Origin of the sequence: Enterobacter sp. KB-221C9, from assembly GCF_041320715.1 — a bacterium.
Lineage (GTDB): Bacteria > Pseudomonadota > Gammaproteobacteria > Enterobacterales > Enterobacteriaceae > Enterobacter > Enterobacter asburiae_D.
Genome location: NZ_JBGIWG010000003.1, coordinates 335,426 through 356,665 on the forward strand (window position 1 = coordinate 335,426; position 21,240 = coordinate 356,665).

Here is a 21,240-nt window from a genome sequence, read left to right on the forward strand (position 1 = left end):
ACGCGATGTCCTTTCGTGGCGGCATGTGAGTCAGTCAAATGACGGACTATTCTTTCTCGGCAATGTACGGATCCTCATAGCCCAGAGCAAGCATTATCTCTGTCTCGAGGGACTCCATCTCTTCCGCTTCGTCATCTTCAATATGATCGTAGCCCAGCAGGTGCAGGCTGCCGTGTACCACCATATGCGCCCAGTGGGCCTCAAGCGGCTTTTGCTGCTCTTTGGCTTCCTGTTCAACCACCTGACGGCAGATGATCAGATCGCCCAGCAGCGGCATCTCAATGCCCGGCGGCGCTTCGAACGGGAAAGAGAGCACGTTGGTCGGCTTATCTTTCCCGCGATAGGTCAGGTTAAGCTCATGGCTTTCCGCTTCATCCACCAGGCGAATCGTCACTTCTGATTCTTCCTGAAAATGAGGAATAACGGCATCCAGCCATTTCTGAAACTGTGCCTCATCTGGCATGCCGGAATTGTCTTCACAGGCCAGCTGTAAATCGAGGATCACCTGACTCATTTCTGTTCTTGCTCCTGCGCTTCGCGCTTACGTTCTGCGGCCAGTTCGGCCTTACGCTTCTGATCCGCCTCTTCCCAGGCTTCATAGGCGTTAACGATACGCGCGACCACCGGGTGGCGTACCACGTCTTCACTGTGGAAGAAGTTAAAGCTGATTTCGTCGACTTCGGCCAGCACTTCGATGGCGTGGCGCAGGCCGGATTTGGTGCTGCGCGGCAGGTCGATCTGGGTGACGTCACCGGTAATGACCGCCTTCGAGTTAAAACCGATACGCGTCAGGAACATTTTCATCTGTTCGATGGTGGTGTTCTGGCTCTCATCGAGAATGATGAACGCATCGTTCAACGTACGACCGCGCATGTAGGCGAGCGGGGCAACTTCGATAACGTTACGCTCAATGAGCTTCTCGACCTTCTCAAAGCCCAGCATTTCGAACAGCGCATCGTATAAAGGACGCAGATACGGGTCGACCTTCTGGCTCAGGTCGCCCGGCAGGAAGCCCAGCTTTTCGCCCGCCTCAACGGCCGGACGGGTCAGCAGAATTCGACGGATATCCTGGCGTTCCAGCGCATCTACCGCAGCGGCAACGGCGAGATAGGTTTTACCCGTCCCCGCAGGCCCCACCCCGAAGGTGATGTCGTGGTCAAGAATATTGGCGATGTACTGCGCCTGATTTGGCGTACGCGGCTTAATGACGCCACGTTTGGTCTTGATGTTAATGGCCTTGCCGTAGTCCGGTACGCTTTCCGCGCTCTGTTCAAGCACGCGCGCCTCTTTAATGGCGAGGTGGATCTGTTCCGGCTCGATATCCTGCGTTTCGCCGCGCATTGGGGCGGTATCGACATACAAGCTACGCAGAATATCCGCAGCGGCGTTGACGCAGATAGGGCGCCCGGTAAGTTTGAAATGATTATCGCGACGATTGATTTCGATACCCAGACGTCGCTCCAGTTGTTTGATATTGTCATCAAACGGCCCGCACAGGCTCAGCAGGCGAGCGTTGTCTGCTGGCTCAAGGCTAATTTCACGCGTATCTATGTTCAAACTGTTCCTCTTTAATTGGTTAACCGATCCGTTGCGATAGGGCGTAATAAAACGGTCATTACCGAAATTATTCACGCCACAGAATAAAGGCGCAAGCGTTGCGGAAGATATTGGGGACGATGAGAGGAAATACAAGGCCTGCCGGAAGGGCAGGCCTTGGGGATTAAGGCTGGTAAATCCCAACGCCAGAATCGTTTTCTTTGCGGGTGCGAGAGATCACGGATTCCGGTGACTCGGCAATACGCAGGCCCATTTCATCCTCGGTGCGTACCAGCTTCGCGCGCAGCGAGTTGGTCAGCACGTCGACAATTTCGACGTCCACGAATTTGCCAATCATGTCCGGGGTGCCTTCAAAGTTCACCACGCGGTTGTTTTCGGTACGACCGGAGAGTTCCATAATGCTCTTGCGCGAGGTGCCTTCCACCAGAATGCGCTGAACGGTGCCGAGCATACGGCGGCTCCACGCGTTGGCCTGCTGGTTAATACGCTCCTGCAGAATATACAGGCGCTGCTTTTTCTCTTCTTCCGGCACATCGTCAACCATATCGGCCGCAGGTGTTCCAGGACGCGCAGAGAAGATGAAGCTGTAGCTGACGTCAAAATTCACTTCACCGATGAGCTTCATGGTGCGCTCGAAGTCATCAGCGGTTTCGCCAGGGAAGCCGACGATAAAATCGGAGCTGATCTGGATATCTGGACGCGCTTCACGCAGCTTACGAATGGTGGATTTGTACTCCAGCACCGTATGTGGGCGGCCCATCAGGTTCAGCACGCGGTCAGAGCCACACTGAATCGGCAGGTGCAGGAAGCTCACCAGCTCTGGCGTATCGCGATACACGTCGATGATGTCGTCGGTAAACTCCATCGGATGGCTGGTGGTAAAGCGAATACGGTCAATGCCGTCAATCGCGGCCACCAGACGCAGCAGCTCGGCAAAGCTGCCGGTGGTGCCGTCGTAGTTTTCTCCGCGCCAGGCGTTAACGTTCTGGCCCAGCAGGTTCACTTCGCGAACGCCCTGTGCGGCAAGCTGCGCGATTTCAAACAGAATATCGTCTGCCGGACGGCTGACTTCTTCACCGCGGGTGTAAGGCACCACGCAGTAAGTGCAGTATTTGTTGCAGCCTTCCATGATGGAGACGAAGGCGGTTGGGCCATCTGCGCGCGGCTCCGGCAGACGGTCAAACTTTTCGATCTCCGGGAAGCTGACGTCAACGACCGGACTGCGGTTGCCGCGAACCTGATTAATCATCTCTGGCAGGCGGTGCAGGGTCTGAGGGCCAAAGACAATATCCACATACGGGGCTCTCTGGCGGATCAGCTTGCCTTCCTGCGACGCGACGCAGCCACCCACGCCGATGATCAGGTCCGGATTTTTTCGTTTGAGAAGCTTCCAGCGGCCTAACACGTGAAAGACTTTTTCCTGCGCTTTTTCACGAATCGAACAGGTGTTCAGCAGCAGCACGTCCGCTTCTTTCACATTTTCTGTCAGCTGGTATCCGTGGGTTGAATCCAGCAGATCGGCCATCTTGGATGAATCGTATTCGTTCATCTGACAGCCCCAGGTTTTTATATGGAGTTTTTTAGTCATCGACTTGCTCAGCTCAGGATTGCAAGCCGCGTATTGTAATGCTTTGGTGGGGTTGTGACCAGTATGAAGGTTATGTGTCTCAGGACCGCAAAAATCCGGTAAACTTAAGGGATTCTCCAATAAGGACAATTGACCATGACACTCCTACACACCGAAGTTGCCGTTGTCGGCGGCGGTATGGTCGGCGGCGCGCTGGCGCTGGGGCTGGCGCAGCAGGGATTTGAGGTAACGGTAATTGAACAGGCTGCTCCGCCGGCCTTCGAGCCCACCAGCAAACCGGATGTGCGCATTTCCGCGATCAGCGCGGCGTCCGTGGATCTGCTGCGCGGGCTGGGCGTCTGGGAGGCGGTGCTGGCGATGCGCGCCCATCCTTACAGCCGTCTTGAAACCTGGGAGTGGGAAAATGCCCACGTCGCGTTTGATGCCGCTGAGCTGAAGCTGCCGCGCCTGGGTTATATGGTGGAAAACAACGTGCTCCAGCTGGCGCTCTGGCAGGCGCTGGAGGCGCATCCGAAGGTGACGCTGCGAGTTCCTGCCTCGATTAAAGCACTGCATCCTCACGAGAGCGGCTATTCACTGACGCTCGACAGCGGTGATGCACTGGCCGTGAAGCTGGTCGTTGGGGCGGACGGCGCTAACTCGCAGGTCAGACAGATGGCGGGTATCGGGGTTCATGCCTGGCAGTATGAGCAATCCTGCATGCTGATTACCGTCGAGTGCGAGAATGCGCCGGGAGAAAGCACCTGGCAGCACTTTACGCCGAACGGTCCGCACGCCTTTTTACCGCTGTTTGATAACTGGGCGTCGCTGGTGTGGTACGACAAACCCGCGCGCATTCGCCAGCTGCAGGGGATGAACATGGAACAGCTGCAGCGCGAGATCCTGCTGCACTTCCCGAGCCGTCTGGGCAACGTAACGCCGGTTACTGCAGGGGCGTTTCCCCTCACGCGACGTCACGCTTTGCAGTATGCCCGTGAAGGGCTGGCGCTGGTGGGCGATGCGGCACACACCATCCATCCGCTGGCCGGGCAGGGTGTCAACCTGGGGTATCGTGATGTCGATGCGTTACTGGATGTGCTGGGCAGCGCTCGCGGGCACGCTGAAAACTGGGCCAGCCATCAGGTCCTGAAGCGTTACCAGACGCGGCGCATGGCGGACAATTTCATCATGCAGTCGGGGATGGATCTGTTCTATGCCGGGTTCAGCAATGACTTAGCCCCGGTGCGCATTCTGCGTAATATTGGATTGATGGCGGCAGAACGCGCCGGTGGTCTGAAGCGCCAGGCGCTGAAATACGCCCTCGGACTCTAACCTTTTGTCCCTCTCCCTGTGGGAGAGGGACAGGGTGAGGGCATCAGGCCACACAATTCTGAACAACAAAAACAAAAAAGCCCGCAGAGCGGGCTTTTTTGTTACTTAAGTGGCTGGGGTGCAGGGATTCGAACCCCGGAATGCTGGTATCAGAAACCAGTGCCTTACCGCTTGGCGACACCCCAATTGCGTTAAACAAACGGCTTAACGACTTTTTAAATTGGCTGGGGTACGAGGATTCGAACCTCGGAATGCTGGTATCAGAAACCAGAGCCTTACCGCTTGGCGATACCCCAACAATTTTTTTTAGTCTATCGAATCATTCGACAGATTACTAATTTGGTGGCTACGACGGGATTCGAACCTGTGACCCCATCATTATGAGTGATGTGCTCTAACCAACTGAGCTACGTAGCCAGTACTGCAATCTTCGATTGGCTGGGGTACCTGGATTCGAACCAGGGAATGCCGGTATCAAAAACCGGTGCCTTACCGCTTGGCGATACCCCAATACCGCGGAGAACCGCAAAATCGAAGAAATATGGCTGGGGTACCTGGATTCGAACCAGGGAATGCCGGTATCAAAAACCGGTGCCTTACCGCTTGGCGATACCCCATCCGTGCAACGCTTACCTGGGAATGGTGCGGGAGGCGAGACTTGAACTCGCACACCTTGCGGCGCCAGAACCTAAATCTGGTGCGTCTACCAATTTCGCCACTCCCGCAAAAAAGATGGTGGCTACGACGGGATTCGAACCTGTGACCCCATCATTATGAGTGATGTGCTCTAACCAACTGAGCTACGTAGCCATCTTTTTTCGCGTTACCTTATCGGCGTTGCGGGGCGCATTATGCGTATAGACCCTTGCAGCGTCAACACCTTTTTCAACGAAAATAGCCGGAAAGTGACTGTTTGGTTAGGTTGCGAACAGCGTGACCGAATATTCGGCAATTATTGGTTATTAATCAGATTTAGACGGTGAAATACGAGGCAAAAAAATCAGGCCCCTGAGGGGCCCGATTGCGATCTGAATGATTATTTGTAGGCTGACTGGTGAACGCCTACCGCGCGTCCTGATGGATCGTTCATGGATTTGAAAGATTCATCCCATTCAATCGCTTTGGCAGAAGAGCAGGCGACGGACGGACCACCCGGTACGCACTCGGCAGCACTCGGTACCGGGAACAGCTCTTCAAAAATTTCACGGTACAGATACGCCTCTTTCGAGCCCGGCGTGTTGTACGGGAAGCGGAAGCTTGCGGTTTCCAGCTGTTGGTCAGAAACCTGCTTCGCCGCGACCTCTTTCAGGGTGTCGATCCAGCTATAACCTACGCCATCAGAGAACTGCTCTTTCTGACGCCACGCCACGCTCGCCGGCAGATAGGATTCAAAACATTCGCGCAGGATATGTTTTTCCATTTTACCGTTGCCGCACATTTTGTCCTGCGGGTTGATGCGCATCGCGACGTCGAGGAATTTCTTATCCAGGAACGGCACGCGCGCTTCCACGCCCCATGCGGACATCGCTTTGTTGGCACGCGCACAGTCAAACATATGCAGCGCCTGCAGCTTACGCACGGTCTCTTCGTGCAGCTCTTTGGCGTTCGGCGCTTTATGGAAGTACAGGTAGCCGCCAAACACTTCGTCAGAACCTTCACCGGAGAGCACCATCTTGATGCCCATCGCTTTGATCTTACGCGACATCAGGTACATCGGGGTCGAGGCGCGGATGGTGGTCACGTCATAGGTTTCAATGTGATAGATCACATCGCGGATCGCATCCAGACCTTCCTGCACGGTGAAATGAATTTCGTGGTGCACGGTGCCGAGGTGGTTCGCCACTTCCTGCGCGGCTTTCAGGTCAGGAGCGCCTTCCAGACCAACGGCAAAAGAGTGCAGCTGTGGCCACCAGGCTTCTGAGCGCTCCTGATCTTCCACACGACGGGCCGCGAATTTCTTGGTGATCGCGGAGATCACGGAGGAGTCCAGACCGCCGGAGAGCAGCACGCCGTACGGCACGTCGGACATCAGGTGGCTTTTTACGGAATCTTCCAGCGCCTGACGCAGCTCGGCTTTGTCCGTGACGTTGTCTTTTACCGCGTCGAAATCGAACCAGTCACGCTGATAATACTGACGGATCTCGCCGTCTTTGCTCCACAGGTAGCTGCCCGCCGGGAACTCTTTAATGGTGCGGCAGACCGGGACCAGGGCTTTCATTTCAGAGGCAACGTAGAAGTTGCCGTGCTCATCGTGGCCCATGTACAGCGGGATAATGCCGATATGGTCACGGCCAATCAGGTAAGCGTCCTTTTCGCTGTCGTACAGGGCGAAGGCAAACATGCCCTGCAGGTCGTCCAGAAACTCGGGTCCTTTCTCCTGATACAGCGCCAGGATCACTTCACAGTCAGAACCGGTCTGGAACGCGTAGCGGTCGCCGTATTCGGCGCGCAGCGCCTGGTGGTTGTAGATCTCACCGTTGACAGCCAGCGCGTGCGTTTTTTTCTCGTTATACAGCGGCTGTGCACCGGCATTGACGTCAACAATAGACAGACGTTCGTGAGCCAGAATCGCTTTGTCACTGGCGTAAACGCCTGACCAGTCCGGTCCGCGATGGCGCATCAGGCGGGACAGTTCGAGTGCCTTTTTACGCAGTTCGCCCGCGTCAGTTTTAATATCCAGTACGCCAAAAATTGAACACATAACCTTCTCCGTTAACCCTGTTGCTTTGTAATGGTGCTTGCTTATGAAAATGCCGCAAAGGGGCAGGGCGCGCAAGCGTTTTACGGGTGAAAACGGAAATAGTGCAATGGTGATTGCGGAATAGTGAAAAAAGAGTACGCCTTGAATTCTTTTATTGAGGATTATGCAATAAAACGTGATTTTTGTTAGATGGGATTTTATTTGTGTAGGCCATAAATGAAAAACCACGCCCTGAGGCGTGGTTCGATATCAGATAATGTCAATTTCATCGACGGAGGGGTAAATCCAGCTTGGCCGGAACGGCATCGAATCAATGTCATCAAGTTGAGAGACGCCGGAGAGAACCAGAATCGTCTCCAGACCCGCCTGGAAACCGGCCAGAATATCGGTACGCAGGTTGTCGCCGACAATAACGGTTTCTTCAGAGTGGGCCTGCATTTTGTTCAGCGCGGCACGAATGATCCACGGGCTAGGTTTCCCTACCACAAACGGCTTACGACCGGAGATTTTCTCGATACCGGCGCAGAGCGCGCCGCAGGCCGGATAAAAACCACGGCCGTGCGTATCCGGGTTGGTGGCGATAAAGCGCGCGCCGCTGGCGACAAAGTATGCTGCTTTATGCATCATCTCCCAGTTAAAGGATCGCGTTTCGCCAACAATCACAAAGTCAGGGTTGACATCGGTGATGGTAAAGCCTGCTTTGTACAGCTCATGGATCAGCGCACCTTCACCCACCACGTAGGCTTTTTTCCCTTCCTGACGCTTCAGAAAATCCGCCGTGGCCATCGCCGAGGTATAAAACACGCTGTCCGGGACGTCGACACCCGCCGTGGCAAAGCGGTTTGCCAGATCCTGACCGGTCTGAGAAGGGTAGTTCGTGAGAAGAACCAGAGGCATTCCTTTGTCGATGATGCGGTGCAGAAACTCCGCAGCACCCGGCACGGCAACGTTGTCGTGCATCAGCACGCCGTCGATATCACAAATTACATTCTTAATGGTCATGGACAGTCCGACATCAAAAAAAAGAAGGCGTTACTATAAGGTCCGATCAACTTTCCAGCAAATGCTGCAGCAGAATTCCGTTGAGCATCGCGCGTTTGACCAGCGCGAACGCGCCAATCGCCGAACGATGGTCAAGCTTTGAACGAACCACCGGGAGATTCTGGCGGAATGCTTTCAGCGCCTGGGTGTTAATACAGCCTTCAATGGCGGGGAGCAGCACCTTTTCCGCTTCCACAATTTCACCGGCGATCACCACTTTTTGTGGGTTAAACAGGTTAATGGCGATGGCGATGGTTTTCCCCAGGTGGCGTCCTACCTGCTCGATCACTTCACAGGCCAGCGCGTCGCCTTTATTGGCGGCTTTGCAGATGGTGCCTATCTTGCAATCGTCCAGCGTGACGCGGCTTTGGTAACCCTGTTCAAGAAGATGGCGAACGCGCTGCTCAATGGCCGTGTTGGCGGCAATGGTTTCAAGGCAACCGAAGTTACCGCAGTGGCAGCGCTCCCCGAGGGGCTCAACCTGAATGTGGCCAATCTCACCGACGTTACCGTTGCGACCAATAAAAATACGCCCATTAGAGATAATACCCGCGCCCGTTCCGCGGTGAACACGCACCAGAATAGAGTCTTCACAGTCCTGGCTCGCACCAAAGTAGTGCTCTGCCAGCGCCAGCGAGCGAATGTCGTGGCCCACAAAGCAGGTCACTTTAAAACGCTTTTCCAGCGCATCAACCAGCCCCCAGTTCTCAACCTGAATGTGCGGCATATAGCGGATCACGCCGCTTTCCGGGTCGACCAGACCGGGCAGAATCACGGAGATGGCGATGAGTTCGCGGATCTTGCGATGACAGCTTTCAATAAACTGCGCGATGGTATTCAGCAGCGCATGCTCCAGCGTCTCCTGGGTGCGCTCCGGAAGAGGGTAGTGCTCTTCCGCAATGGCTTTACTGCTCAGATCGTACAGCGTGAGCGTGGTGTCATGGCGGCCCAGACGGACGCCAATTGCCTGAAAATTGCGGGTTTCGGTAATAATGGAGATCGCGCGACGGCCTCCGGTGGAGGCCTGCTGATCGACTTCTTTGATCAGACCGCGCTCAATGAGCTGGCGGGTAATTTTTGTCACGCTGGCGGGAGCAAGCTGGCTTTGTTCGGCTATCTGAATTCGCGAGATTGGTCCGTGCTGGTCAATCAGGCGGTACACCGCCGCACTGTTAAGTTGTTTAACGAGATCGACATTACCGATTTGAGCTTGTCCGCCAGGTGTCATACTTTTACTTACTCAGTGACGACCTCGTTACCGTTAACGATGGTCTTAATAATTTTATAATCGTGTGTGAATGCCGTCAGGTTTGCAACCATACCTGGTGCAATTCCGCCGAGCTGTTTATCCACGCCCATTGCGCGAGCCGGATAAAGGGTTGCCATACGCAGGACTTCATCAAGCGCAATCCCGCAATGTTCAACCAGGTTACGCACCCCTTCAATCATGGTCAAAGAGGAACCGCTCAGCGTACCGTTTTCATCCACACACAGTCCATTGCGGTAGTATATTGTTTTACCGGCAAAAATGAACTGCTCAATATTTGCACCTGCCGGTGCGGTGGCATCCGTCACCAGACAAAGCTTGTCACCTTTCAGCCGCTTAGCGTTGCGAATGTTGGTATAATCGACGTGTAAGCCGTCAGCAATAATGCCGCAGTAGACGTCTGGCTCATCCAGAATCGCCCCGACCAGACCCGGTTCACGCCCCGTGATATACGGCATGGCGTTGTAAAGGTGCGTTGCGAAGGTAATGCCCGCGCGGAAACCTGCTTTCGCTTCTTTCAGCGTCGCGTTTGAGTGACCTGCTGAAACGATAATCCCGGCACCAGCCAGTTTGCTGATGACATCCGTACCCGTCATTTCAGGTGCCAGCGTCACTTTGGTGATCACATCGGCGTTCGCACACATGTAGTCAACCAGCTCCGCAGCAGGCTTACGCACGTAGTCCGGGTTATGCGTGCCTTTCTTGACCATATTCAGCCATGGCCCTTCAAGGTGCAGACCCAGCGCCTGATTAGGGTGTTTGGTCAGGTATTCGCGCATCACGCGGATACCCTGCTTCATGAGGTCATCACTGCTGGTGATGAGCGTTGGCAGATAGCTGGTGCAGCCCGATTTCTCGTTGGCTTTCTGCATGATCTCCAGCGTTTCGACCGTCACCGCATCGGCGGTATCATTGAATTGCACACCGCCGCAGCCGTTGAGCTGTACGTCGATGAAACCGGGGGAGATTACTGCTCCATTGAGTGAGCGCTGTTCAATCTCCGGCGGCAGCTCTGCCAGCGGGCAAACACGTTCAATCAGGCCATCAGCGATAACAATCGCATGGTCATCCAGAATTTCATGGCCGGTAAAAATCCGACCGTGGGTTAAAGCGTACATAACGACCCCCGGTTAAAAAAAGCGGCCGCCTCTTGATGAAGAGGCGGTTATTCAATTACAGACCTTTGATGTTCTCAGCTTCTAACTCGTTGAAGTATTTCAGCGTTTTTACCTTCAGCTCCATCGTGGACGGTTCGTCACACACGATGACGGATTTAGGATGCAGCTGCAGGCAGCTGATGGTCCACATATGGTTAACGTTGCCTTCAACGGCAGCCTGGAGCGCTTGCGCTTTCACGCCGCCCAGTACCAGAATCATCACTTCTTCGGCATCCAGCAGGGTGCCTACGCCAACGGTCAGGGCGTATTTTGGAACCTGGTTAACATCGCCGTCAAAGAAGCGGGAGTTTGCCACGCGCGTGTCATGGGTCAGCGTTTTAATACGGGTGCGGGAAGCCAGAGATGACGCCGGTTCGTTAAACGCGATGTGACCATCATTACCTACACCACCCATGAACAGATGGATCTTACCGTAAGAACGGATTTTTTCTTCATACTGACGGCATTCTGCGTCAATATCAGGCGCGTTTCCATTCAGCAGGTTAATATTTTCAGATGGAATATCAACATGATCAAAGAAATTGCGATGCATAAAGCTATGGTAGCTTTCCGGGTGGTCTTTCGGTAAGCCAACGTATTCATCCATATTGAAGGTCACAACATGTTTGAAGCTAACCTGGCCTGCTTTATGCATCTCAACCAGCGCCTTATAGGCGGTCAGCGGCGTGCCGCCGGTCGGCAGTCCAAGAACGAAAGGGCGATCGGCAGTTGGTTTAAAAGCGTTAATACGATTAACGATATGGCGAGCGGCCCATTTACCGACTTGTTCAGCAGTTGCCAGGGGAATCAGTCTCATTGTTCACCTCAAGAGTTAAAGTAGAAGAGTGGGCGGATGGCTATCGGAACCTGATACTTAAGCGTAACCTGGAAACTTTCAGGCCGGATCAATCCGTCTTGATTTTTTGAATGATAAAATAAGTTTTCGCTGTTAGCCAGTGTAAGGGAGGGTGAGAAACGATATTTGGTGACAAAAATCACAAAAAATACCCATTTAATTTGCGATACGAATTAATTTTTCACACACTCAGACTGCCAGTGAATTATCAACGGTATCTATCGTTCGTGACACAATAAAAACATAGTTTATGCGCGAGCCTGAAAAAGGTCTCGTAGGGGGAATAGGATGAATATTTTAGGTTTTTTCCAGCGCCTCGGTAGGGCTTTGCAGCTCCCTATCGCTGTGCTACCGGTTGCAGCGCTGCTGCTGCGATTCGGGCAACCCGATCTTCTTAATGTACCGTTTATTGCCCAGGCTGGCGGTGCCATTTTTGACAACCTGGCGCTGATTTTCGCCATCGGTGTTGCGTCAAGCTGGTCAAAAGACAGCGCGGGCGCTGCAGCGCTGGCAGGGGCAGTCGGTTATTTCATCCTGACGAAAGCGATGGTAACGATTAACCCAGAAATCAACATGGGTGTGCTGGCAGGTATTATTACCGGTCTGGTCGGTGGTGCGACGTACAACCGCTGGGCGAACATTAAGCTGCCAGACTTCCTGAGTTTCTTTGGCGGCAAACGCTTCGTGCCGATCGCGACGGGCTTCTTCTGTCTGGTTCTGGCCGCCATCTTTGGCTACGTTTGGCCACCGGTGCAGCATGCGATCCATGCGGGCGGCGAGTGGATCGTATCAGCGGGTGCAGTTGGCTCGGGTATCTTTGGTTTTATCAACCGTCTGCTGATCCCAACCGGTCTGCACCAGGTGTTGAACACTATCGCATGGTTCCAGATTGGCGAGTTCACCAATGCTGCGGGCACCATATTCCACGGCGATATTAACCGCTTCTATGCAGGTGACGGCACCGCAGGCATGTTCATGTCTGGCTTCTTCCCGATCATGATGTTTGGTCTGCCGGGCGCTGCGCTGGCAATGTACCTGGCTGCGCCAAAAGCGCGTCGCCCAATGGTTGGCGGTATGCTGCTGTCCGTTGCGATTACCGCGTTCCTGACCGGTGTTACCGAGCCGCTGGAATTCCTGTTCATGTTCCTGGCTCCGGTGCTGTACCTGATGCATGCGGTGCTTACCGGTATCAGCCTGTTTGTGGCAACCCTGCTGGGTATCCATGCTGGCTTCTCCTTCTCTGCAGGCGCGATCGACTACGTGTTGATGTACAACCTGCCGGCGGCAAGCAAGAACGTCTGGATGCTGGTGGTAATGGGTCTGGTGTTCTTCGTCATCTACTTCGTGCTGTTCACTGCGGTTATTCGTATGTTTAACCTCAAAACGCCGGGCCGCGAAGATACCAACGACGAAGTGGTAACCAACGAAGCCAACAGCAATACCGAGGAGGGTCTGACCCAGTTGGCGACAAGCTATATCGCTGCCGTCGGAGGGACTGACAACCTGAAAGCCATTGATGCCTGTATCACCCGTCTGCGTCTGACGGTGGGTGACTCTGCGCGCGTAAGCGACGCAATGTGTAAACGCCTTGGCGCATCGGGCGTCGTTAAACTGAACAAACAAACTATCCAGGTTATCGTGGGCGCCAAAGCGGAATCCATCGGTGACGAAATGAAGAAAGTGGTTGCCCGTGGCCCGGTAGCGGCGGCATCAGCCGATAGCGCGCCTGCGACCACGGTTGCCCCGGTAGCGAAGCCGCAGGCCGTGCCTAACGCCGTGACGGTGGCAACTCTGGTCTCTCCGGTAACGGGTGACGTGGTTGACCTTGAGCAGGTGCCTGACGAAGCCTTCGCCAGCAAAGCGGTCGGTGACGGTGTGGCGGTGAAACCAACGGAAAAAACCGTTGTGTCTCCGGCGGCCGGTACTATCGTGAAAATCTTCAACACCAACCACGCGTTCTGCCTCGAAACCGAAAATGGCGCTGAGATCGTTGTCCATATGGGTATCGATACCGTTGCGCTGAACGGCCAGGGCTTTACTCGCCTGGTGGAAGAGGGCGCTGAAGTGGTTGCCGGGCAGCCGATTCTGGAAATGGATCTGGACTTCCTGAACGCCAACGCGCGCTCCATGATAAGTCCAGTCGTTTGCAGCAACATCGATGACTTCAGTGGCCTGGTCATTCAGGCGAAAGGTCAGGTTGTTGCGGGTCAAACGCCGCTGTATGAGATTAAAGGCAAGTAATCGCTCCTGAGTAGAGTCATGCCTTAAGCGGCGGGGGATATCCTCCGCCGCTTTTTTTTGCAGCAAATGCCCCCATTATTTTCATCAGAGACGTATTTTCCGTAACTAAGGGTTGTCACTACGTCCGGCTTATAAGATCATACGCCGTTATACGTTGTTTACGCTTTGAGGAATCCACGATGAGTGAGGCAGAAGCCCGCCCGAGTAACTTTATTCGTCAGATCATCGATGAAGATCTGGCCAGTGGTAAGCACACCACAATTCATACCCGCTTCCCGCCGGAGCCGAACGGCTACCTGCATATCGGGCATGCGAAGTCCATTTGCCTGAACTTTGGCATTGCGCAAGACTACCAGGGACAGTGCAACCTGCGTTTCGATGACACCAACCCAGTAAAAGAAGACATCGAATACGTTGAGTCCATCAAGAATGATGTGCAATGGCTCGGCTTCAACTGGTCTGGCGATATTTGCTACTCCTCTGACTATTTTGATCAGCTGTACGCCTACGCGGTTGAACTGATCAACAAAGGTCTGGCGTATGTTGATGAACTGTCTGCAGATGAAATCCGTGAATATCGCGGTACGCTGACCGCGCCGGGCAAAAACAGCCCGTTCCGCGATCGCAGCGTGGAAGAGAACCTGGCGCTGTTTGAAAAAATGCGTGCCGGTGGCTTCGAAGAAGGCAAAGCGTGCCTGCGTGCCAAAATCGACATGGCATCTCCGTTCATCGTGATGCGCGATCCGGTGCTGTACCGCATCAAGTTTGCAGAACACCACCAGACCGGTAACAAGTGGTGCATCTACCCGATGTACGACTTCACCCACTGCATCAGCGATGCGCTGGAAGGCATTACGCACTCCCTGTGTACGCTGGAGTTCCAGGACAACCGTCGTCTGTACGACTGGGTGCTGGATAACATCACCATTCCTGTGCATCCGCGCCAGTACGAGTTCTCTCGTCTGAATCTGGAATACACCGTGATGTCCAAGCGTAAGCTGAACCTGCTGGTGACCGACAAGCACGTTGAAGGTTGGGACGACCCGCGTATGCCGACCATCTCCGGTCTGCGTCGTCGTGGTTATACTGCCGCCTCTATTCGTGAGTTCTGCAAACGCATCGGCGTGACCAAGCAGGACAACACCATTGAGATCGCTTCTCTGGAATCCTGCATTCGCGAAGATCTCAACGAAAACGCCCCGCGCGCGATGGCCGTTATCGATCCGGTTAAGCTGGTCATCGAAAACTATCCGCAGGGTGAAAGCGAGCTGGTCTCCATGCCTAACCATCCGAACAAACCGGAAATGGGAAGCCGTGACGTGCCGTTCAGCGCTGACATCTGGATTGACCGCGCTGACTTCCGCGAAGAAGCCAACAAGCAGTACAAGCGTCTGGTGCTGGGTAAAGAAGTGCGTCTGCGTAATGCCTACGTCATCAAAGCCGAGCGCGTAGAGAAAGATGCTGAAGGGAATATCACCACCATCTTCTGTTCTTATGATGCTGACACCCTGAGCAAAGATCCGGCGGATGGCCGCAAGGTGAAAGGCGTTATTCACTGGGTGAGCGCTTCCCACGCGCTGCCGGTAGAAATTCGTCTGTACGACCGTCTGTTCAGCGTGCCTAACCCAGGTGCTGCGGAAGACTTCCTGGCGACCATCAACCCGGAATCTCTGGTGATCAAGCAGGGTTATGCGGAGCCTTCTCTGAAAGCGGCTGAAGCGGGCAAAGCGTTCCAGTTTGAACGTGAAGGTTACTTCTGCCTGGACAACCGTTACAGCACGGCGGAAAAACCGGTATTTAACCGTACCGTAGGTCTGCGTGATACCTGGACGAAGATCGGCGAATAATATTGCTGCTCTGGTCAATGAGAGACAAACGCCGCACTATGCGGCGTTTTTTTATTTAACGATCAGGGTATTAAGTTAGGGCCTGAAGAGGCCTCATGAAAATATCAGGTCAATGAGGTGCTACTTATTTTTTAAAAAAAAGTTTGTGTCATTACGAAAATTAAAAAGGTTATAAAAAAGGAAAGAGAACCCACGTCTAGCTACTGAAATACCTGATAATTCCCCGCCATTACTCGTCTCCCTGCAAATGTTACAAATCACTACCAATTATGTGCACTTCGTCATAATCCTGACTTTTGTCCGCTAAAAAGCATTGATAATTCGCGTCGCGAAAAATAACCTAAAGACGGTAGTTAATTCGAGGGTATTTAAAACTACCCCTGACCATTTGGTCTTTTTTATTTACGCCGTTTCAGGCGTTTTAATTCGTCAAAGAGGAATAATCTATGCGTACGTTCAGTGGCAAACGTAGTGCGCTGGCGCTGGCTATTGCCGGTGTGACAGCAATGTCGGGCCTGATGGTAACACCAGAGGCGAAAGCCGCGGGCTTCATCGACGATTCTACCCTCACGGGCGGTATTTATTACTGGCAGCGTGAACGTGACCGTAAAGACGTCACTGAAGACAAATATAAAACCAACCTTTCGCACTCCACCTGGAACGCCAACCTGGACTTCCAGTCAGGCTATGCCGCGGATATGTTCGGTCTGGATATTGCTGCGTTCACCGCGATTGAAATGGCGGAAAACGGCGACAGCGGTCACCCGAACGAAATCGCCTTCTCCTCCAGTAACAAAGCGTATAAAGAAGACTGGTCCGGCGATAAGAGCGGTATCAGCCTTTACAAAGCCGCTGCGAAATTTAAATACGGCCCGGTATGGGCGCGCGGTGGTTATATTCAGCCAACTGGCCAGACCCTGTTAGCACCGCACTGGAGCTTTATGCCGGGTACCTATCAGGGTGCGGAAGCCGGGGCTAACTTTGACTACGGCGATGCAGGTGCGTTGAGCTTCTCCTATATGTGGACCAACGAGTACAAAGCGCCGTGGCACATCGAGATGGACAAGTTCTACCAGAACGATAAAAAAACCAAAGTCGATTACCTGCACTCGCTGGGCGCGAAGTACGACTTCAAAAACGATCTGGTGCTTGAAGCGGCATTTGGTCAGGCACAGGGCTATATCGATCAGTATTTTGCCAAGGCCAGCTATAAATTCGATGTCGCAGGCAGCCCGCTGAGCACCAGCTACCAGTTCTACGGTACGCGCGATAAAGTCAGTAACGGTGGCGTCAATGACATTTATGACGGCACCGCGTGGCTGCAGGCGTTAACCTTCGGCTACAAGGTCGGTCAGGTTGATTTACGTCTGGAAGGCACATGGGTGAAGGCGGAAGGGCAGCAGGGCTACTTCCTGCAGCGTATGACCCCGACCTACGCCTCCTCCAACGGTCGTCTTGATATCTGGTGGGATAACCGTTCCGACTTCAACGCCGACGGCGAGAAAGCGGTCTTCTTCGGCGCAATGTATGACCTGAAAAACTGGAACCTGCCTGGCTGGGCGGTGGGCGCTTCTTACGCTTACGCCTGGGACGCAAAACCTGCCGATATGGCAACACCGGACGCATACTACGATCCCAACTATCGCCTGAAAGAGTCTTCCTACAGCCTCGATGCTATCTATACCCTGCAGGATGGCCGCGCGAAAGGTACGATGTTCAAACTGCACTTTACCCAGTATGACAACCACTCCGATATCCCGAGCTATGCGGGCGGTTACGGCAACATCTTCCAGGATGAGCGTGACGTGAAATTCATGGTTATCGCCCCATTCACCATCTTCTGATGAACGCACCGGCGGGCTGAGTCCCGCCGGTATGGAGACTGCACATGATGAAAAAAATCGTAATCGTCGCGCTGCTGGCATCAGGGCTGGTGGCGTGCGCTCAGACGCAGGCGCCGAAAGAGGACACCCGTCTGAAGGAGGCCTATAGCGCCTGCATTAATACTGCGGAAGGATCGCCGGAGAAAATTGAAGCCTGCCAGAGCGTGCTGAACGTGCTGAAGAAAGAGAAAGCGCACGAGCAGTTCGCGACGCAGGAGAACGTCCGCGTGATGGATTACCAGGCCTGTATTCAGGCGCGTAAAACCGGTAACGATCAGGAAGTGGCGAAGCGTTGCGATAAGATCTGGAACGAGATACGCAATAACAATAAATAAGTTGCTTTACGCCCGGTAAGCGCAGCGCCACCGGGCTTTTTTCAGGCAAAAAAAAGCCAACCTTGCGGCTGGCTCAGAGTATGAATACTGATTATTTCGCGTCGTGCGCGTGGTCGTCTTCGCGGCAGTCGCCTTCAGCGCAGTGACCGTAAAGGTACAGGCTGTGGTTGGTCAGGCGGATGCCGTGACGCGCGGCGATTTCGCGCTGGCGTGATTCAATGGAATCATCGCTGAATTCAATGACCTTGCCGCAATCGAGGCAGATCAGGTGATCGTGGTGCTGCTGCTGGGTCAGTTCGAAAACAGATTTACCGCCTTCGAAATTATGACGGGTAACAATGCCCGCGTCATCAAACTGGTTCAGCACGCGATAGACGGTAGCCAGCCCAATCTCTTCACCCATGTCGATAAGACGTTTATAGAGGTCTTCCGCACTGACATGGTGATTGTCTGGACCCTGAAGCACTTCAAGGATTTTTAACCGAGGAAGCGTAACTTTCAGGCCAGCCTTCTTTAATGCGGTATTGTTGTCAGTCATGCGGAATCTGTCCTGTTGCTAAACGATTCACTTCCGTAGGAAGTGACAGAAAATGCACCTGGGATAATGCGTCTCATTATAGAACTGCCATGGCTAAATGAAAACTGCAAGTCTCAGGCAAAATATGCTTATAAAAATGGGGTATCACCAACAAACTTGCTCAATGGAAAACCACATTTTATCAGGGAGACATTGTACAGGTCTGGGCGAAAAAGTTAAAAGATTGTAGCGATTAATTTAATCGGTTTGACCTGGAGCACGGGCGCAGCCGCCGCTGCGCCGCGATAAAAATCAGGCGTTCAGAATATCGTCCAGGTGCAGTTCCTCTCGGATCTGCTTCACCCATTTCTCAACGCGCTCTGCCGTCAGCTCTGGCTGACGGTCTTCGTCGATGGCCAGACCCACGAAGTGATCGTCATCGGCCAGGCCTTTAGACGCTTCAAAGTGGTAACCGGCGGTCGGCCAGTGGCCGACGATAACCGCGCCATTCGGCTCAATGATATCGCGGATGGTACCCAGCGCGTCACAGAAGTATTCGGCGTAGTCTTCCTGATCGCCACAGCCAAACAGGGCCACCAGCTTACCGTTGAAGTCCACTTCTTCCAGCGTCGGGAAGAAATCATCCCAGTCGCACTGAGCTTCACCGTAGTACCAGGTTGGGATACCCAGCAGCAGAATATCATAGCCTTCCAGATCTTCTTTGCTGCTCTTGGCGATGTCATGCACATCAGCAACGTCTTTACCGAGCTGTTTTTGAATGTTTTTTGCGATATTTTCGGTATTGCCGGTATCACTGCCAAAGAAAATGCCGATGATTGCCATGAGTAAAATAACCTCTTGAAACTTAATAGTATGGTGGCGCAATTCGGCCACGGATAAGGGCAATAATAGCAGAACTGGCAACCCTGCGGAAACTGCTATCGCGCAGGACTGCACTCTGTGCTACATGAAAAGGGCGATAAAGGGGATTTTCAGACTTATGCCTGGCTGCGTAACGTCTCAAGCTGGACAAGCAACATCTCTTCAATGAGCTCGCTGCGGCTGATATTTCGCGCGTCAGCCAGCTCGTTCAGCGCATCGACGGCGTCGGCGTTAAGCTTCAGTTCGACACGCTTAAGCCCACGATTTTTATCGCGTTTAAGCTGGTTGCGTTTATTGATACGCAGCTGTTCATCGCGCGAAAGCGGATTCGTCTTGGGTCGTCCCGGGCGACGCTCATTCGCGAACAGATCTAGTGTCGTACGGTCCGTTTGTTCTTTGGCCATGATTCTGAGACTTCGGGGGAAACACGCCGCCCTGCTAATGCCCGGGCGATAAGCGCGCCATCATACATCACCAAAAACGGCACGCCAACGACTGGAAGCCCGCAGCCTTCCAGTCGCTTTATTTTTAATCAATTTGCAGTATCAGCGAGATAGCGGCGAATGGCGCGCAGTACAGCATCCGGTTTTTCCGCATGAACCCAGTGCCCGGCACCGGCAATCACGTGGGCGCGAGCCTGCGGGAATTGGGCCAGCAGCGTGTCGCGGTACGCGTCGGTTACGTAAGGAGAGTTTCCGCCGCGAATAAAGAGGGTAGGGTGTGGCCAGGCGGGGACGGTTTCCCAGCCCACGATGTTGTTGTACTGGTCCCAGAGCACCGGCACGTTAAAACGCCATTGCCCGTCAACAAACGACTTCAGCAGAAACTGGACGACGCCTTCTTCATCAAGATGCTCACGCATGACGGCAGCCGCCTGCTGGCGTGTCGCGACACCCGCTTCTGTGACCGCATTAATGGCGGCAAAAATCTCGTCGTGACGGCGGACGTCATAATCCACGGGCGCGACGTCAATCACCACCAGGCCGCTAATACGGTCCGGGGCCAGTGCCGTCAGGGCCATCACCGCTTTGCCACCCATTGAATGCCCGATCAGCGTTACCTTCTGCAGGTTATGTGCATCCAGCGTATCCAGCAGATCCTGCGCCATCGCCGCGTAGGTCATCTCGTCGGAACGCCCGGAAAGACCGTGATTACGCATATCAACCTGTAAAATATCGTGGTCGGTAACCAGATCGCGCGCCAGCACGCCCAGGTTATCCAGACTGCCAAAAAGCCCGTGAACCAGTACGATGGGAGAATTATTGTTCGGCGATTGTGCAGTTTGCGCTCGGGTATTCAATTTCATGGCAAAGTTCTTTTTTTACGTATGTCAGGTTAGGGTATCATGTTGACCATTCTGCCGCCCGGCTGCAAGGTTCCAGTTTAATCTGACTTTTGCCGCCAACCTGGTTTGACGCTATCCGCTGTTGGGATTTGACCTTATAATCCCAATGACTTGTATTCAGATAAGATATCGCACTGGATTAAGATGAAAACAATCGAAGTTGATGACGAACTCTATCAGTATATTGCCAGCCAGACGCGGCATATCGGGGAGAGCGCGTCCGACATTTTACGGCGCATGCTTAAAATTTCCGCCGCTTCACAGCCTGCTACCCCAGTCACCAAAGATGTCGTGTCTCAGCCGAGCGTTGCTGCGCAAGCAAAACCTGCCGTGACACCGGCAAAAGATAAAGTGCGCGCGATGCGCGAGCTGCTGCTCTCCGATGAATACGCGGAGCAGAAAAAGGCGGTCAACCGCTTTATGCTGGTGCTGTCTACACTTTATTCACTGGATAACAAAGCGTTTGCCGAAGCGACCGAGTCGCTTCACGGCCGTACTCGCGTCTATTTCGCGGGCGACGAGCAGACGCTGCTGCAAAATGGCAATCAAACCAAACCCAAACATGTTCCTGACACCCCGTACTGGGTGATCACCAATACCAATACGGGCCGCAAGTGCAGCATGATTGAACACATCATGCAGTCCATGCAGTTCCCGGCGGAATTGATTGAAAAGGTTTGCGGTACAATTTAACCCTTGCATCAGAAGGACC

General features: G+C 53.6%; 18 protein-coding genes and 7 tRNA genes. 6 read left to right on the forward strand and 19 right to left on the reverse strand.

Translation table 11 applies throughout. The annotated features are described in order from the left end of the window. Window positions 1–46 precede the first annotated feature (46 nt). From ybeY to miaB, 3 genes are all read right to left on the reverse strand, one after another. Entirely contained in the window at window positions 47–514 is a 468-nt protein-coding gene (gene ybeY / locus AB8846_RS05705) for an rRNA maturation RNase YbeY (RefSeq protein WP_370732272.1), read from the reverse strand. After that, complete coding sequence (locus AB8846_RS05710; protein ID WP_029740142.1) at window positions 511–1,557, reverse strand: PhoH family protein; 1,047 nt, start codon at window positions 1,555–1,557, stop codon at window positions 511–513. The genes ybeY and AB8846_RS05710 overlap by 4 nt, the downstream gene beginning before the upstream one ends. A 163-nt stretch (window positions 1,558–1,720) precedes the next feature. Then, a complete protein-coding gene (gene miaB / locus AB8846_RS05715; protein WP_148242850.1) occupies window positions 1,721–3,145 on the reverse strand; it encodes a tRNA (N6-isopentenyl adenosine(37)-C2)-methylthiotransferase MiaB in 1,425 nt (474 codons plus the stop codon). A gap of 135 nt (window positions 3,146–3,280) precedes the next feature. Between miaB and ubiF the strand changes: the two genes are divergently transcribed. Then, window positions 3,281–4,456: a 3-demethoxyubiquinol 3-hydroxylase gene (gene ubiF, locus AB8846_RS05720; protein ID WP_370732273.1), complete on the forward strand. Its 1,176-nt coding sequence runs from the start codon at window positions 3,281–3,283 to the stop codon at window positions 4,454–4,456. Between the two features lie 110 nt (window positions 4,457–4,566). Here the strand turns inward: ubiF and AB8846_RS05725 are convergent. The 12 genes from AB8846_RS05725 to nagB form a co-directional block, all read right to left on the reverse strand. Then, window positions 4,567–4,641 (reverse strand) — tRNA-Gln (locus tag AB8846_RS05725). A 36-nt stretch (window positions 4,642–4,677) separates the two neighbouring features. Beyond that, window positions 4,678–4,752, reverse strand: a tRNA-Gln gene (locus AB8846_RS05730). Between the two features lie 44 nt (window positions 4,753–4,796). Beyond that, window positions 4,797–4,873 (reverse strand) — tRNA-Met (locus tag AB8846_RS05735). Between the two features lie 18 nt (window positions 4,874–4,891). Beyond that, a tRNA-Gln gene (locus AB8846_RS05740) sits at window positions 4,892–4,966 on the reverse strand. A 32-nt stretch (window positions 4,967–4,998) separates the two neighbouring features. Further along, window positions 4,999–5,073, reverse strand: a tRNA-Gln gene (locus AB8846_RS05745). A gap of 23 nt (window positions 5,074–5,096) precedes the next feature. After that, window positions 5,097–5,181, reverse strand: a tRNA-Leu gene (locus tag AB8846_RS05750). Window positions 5,182–5,189: 8 nt separating this feature from the next. Next, window positions 5,190–5,266: transfer RNA gene (locus AB8846_RS05755), tRNA-Met, on the reverse strand. Window positions 5,267–5,492: 226 nt separating this feature from the next. Then, window positions 5,493–7,157, reverse strand: coding sequence for an asparagine synthase B (gene asnB, locus AB8846_RS05760; RefSeq protein WP_014069343.1), 1,665 nt, complete (start codon window positions 7,155–7,157; stop codon window positions 5,493–5,495). Between the two features lie 249 nt (window positions 7,158–7,406). Next, window positions 7,407–8,159 carry a ribonucleotide monophosphatase NagD gene (nagD, locus tag AB8846_RS05765; protein ID WP_063143173.1) on the reverse strand — a complete coding sequence of 251 codons (753 nt, stop codon included), beginning with the start codon at window positions 8,157–8,159 and terminating at the stop codon, window positions 7,407–7,409. 46 nt (window positions 8,160–8,205) lie between these two features. Then, a complete protein-coding gene (locus AB8846_RS05770; protein ID WP_063143172.1) occupies window positions 8,206–9,426 on the reverse strand; it encodes an N-acetylglucosamine repressor in 1,221 nt (406 codons plus the stop codon). A gap of 8 nt (window positions 9,427–9,434) precedes the next feature. Next, complete coding sequence (gene nagA, locus AB8846_RS05775) at window positions 9,435–10,583, reverse strand: N-acetylglucosamine-6-phosphate deacetylase (protein ID WP_370732274.1); 1,149 nt, start codon at window positions 10,581–10,583, stop codon at window positions 9,435–9,437. Window positions 10,584–10,638: 55 nt separating this feature from the next. Further along, on the reverse strand, window positions 10,639–11,439 hold the full coding sequence (gene nagB, locus AB8846_RS05780; RefSeq protein WP_023310765.1) for a glucosamine-6-phosphate deaminase: 801 nt from the start codon (window positions 11,437–11,439) through the stop codon (window positions 10,639–10,641). Between the two features lie 327 nt (window positions 11,440–11,766). Between nagB and nagE the strand changes: the two genes are divergently transcribed. The 4 genes from nagE to chiQ all read left to right on the forward strand — a co-directional run bounded on the left by nagE (window position 11,767) and on the right by chiQ (window position 17,784). After that, window positions 11,767–13,719 (forward strand): PTS N-acetyl glucosamine transporter subunit IIABC, encoded by a 1,953-nt coding sequence (gene nagE / locus AB8846_RS05785; RefSeq protein ID WP_063143170.1) that lies wholly within the window; start codon window positions 11,767–11,769, stop codon window positions 13,717–13,719. 179 nt (window positions 13,720–13,898) lie between these two features. After that, complete coding sequence (glnS, locus tag AB8846_RS05790) at window positions 13,899–15,566, forward strand: glutamine--tRNA ligase (protein ID WP_370732275.1); 1,668 nt, start codon at window positions 13,899–13,901, stop codon at window positions 15,564–15,566. A 446-nt stretch (window positions 15,567–16,012) separates the two neighbouring features. Then, window positions 16,013–17,410: a chitoporin gene (gene chiP / locus AB8846_RS05795; protein WP_063143168.1), complete on the forward strand. Its 1,398-nt coding sequence runs from the start codon at window positions 16,013–16,015 to the stop codon at window positions 17,408–17,410. Window positions 17,411–17,457: 47 nt separating this feature from the next. Continuing rightward, window positions 17,458–17,784, forward strand: a complete 327-nt coding sequence (gene chiQ, locus AB8846_RS05800; protein ID WP_032661388.1) for a ChiQ/YbfN family lipoprotein — start codon at window positions 17,458–17,460, stop codon at window positions 17,782–17,784. Window positions 17,785–17,875: 91 nt separating this feature from the next. On the opposite strand, the gene fur is transcribed toward chiQ, so the two are convergent. The 4 genes from fur to ybfF all read right to left on the reverse strand — a co-directional run bounded on the left by fur (window position 17,876) and on the right by ybfF (window position 20,489). Next, window positions 17,876–18,322, reverse strand: a complete 447-nt coding sequence (gene fur / locus AB8846_RS05805) for a ferric iron uptake transcriptional regulator (RefSeq protein ID WP_023310771.1) — start codon at window positions 18,320–18,322, stop codon at window positions 17,876–17,878. Window positions 18,323–18,613: 291 nt separating this feature from the next. Next, window positions 18,614–19,144: a flavodoxin FldA gene (fldA, locus tag AB8846_RS05810; protein ID WP_008501067.1), complete on the reverse strand. Its 531-nt coding sequence runs from the start codon at window positions 19,142–19,144 to the stop codon at window positions 18,614–18,616. Between the two features lie 155 nt (window positions 19,145–19,299). Then, window positions 19,300–19,587, reverse strand: coding sequence for a LexA regulated protein (ybfE, locus tag AB8846_RS05815; RefSeq protein WP_028019455.1), 288 nt, complete (start codon window positions 19,585–19,587; stop codon window positions 19,300–19,302). 128 nt (window positions 19,588–19,715) lie between these two features. Next, window positions 19,716–20,489, reverse strand: a complete 774-nt coding sequence (gene ybfF, locus AB8846_RS05820) for an esterase (RefSeq protein WP_370732276.1) — start codon at window positions 20,487–20,489, stop codon at window positions 19,716–19,718. 183 nt (window positions 20,490–20,672) lie between these two features. Here ybfF and seqA point away from each other — a divergent pair, with 183 nt between their 5' ends. Further along, a complete protein-coding gene (gene seqA / locus AB8846_RS05825; RefSeq protein WP_370732277.1) occupies window positions 20,673–21,221 on the forward strand; it encodes a replication initiation negative regulator SeqA in 549 nt (182 codons plus the stop codon). Window positions 21,222–21,240 lie beyond the last annotated feature (19 nt).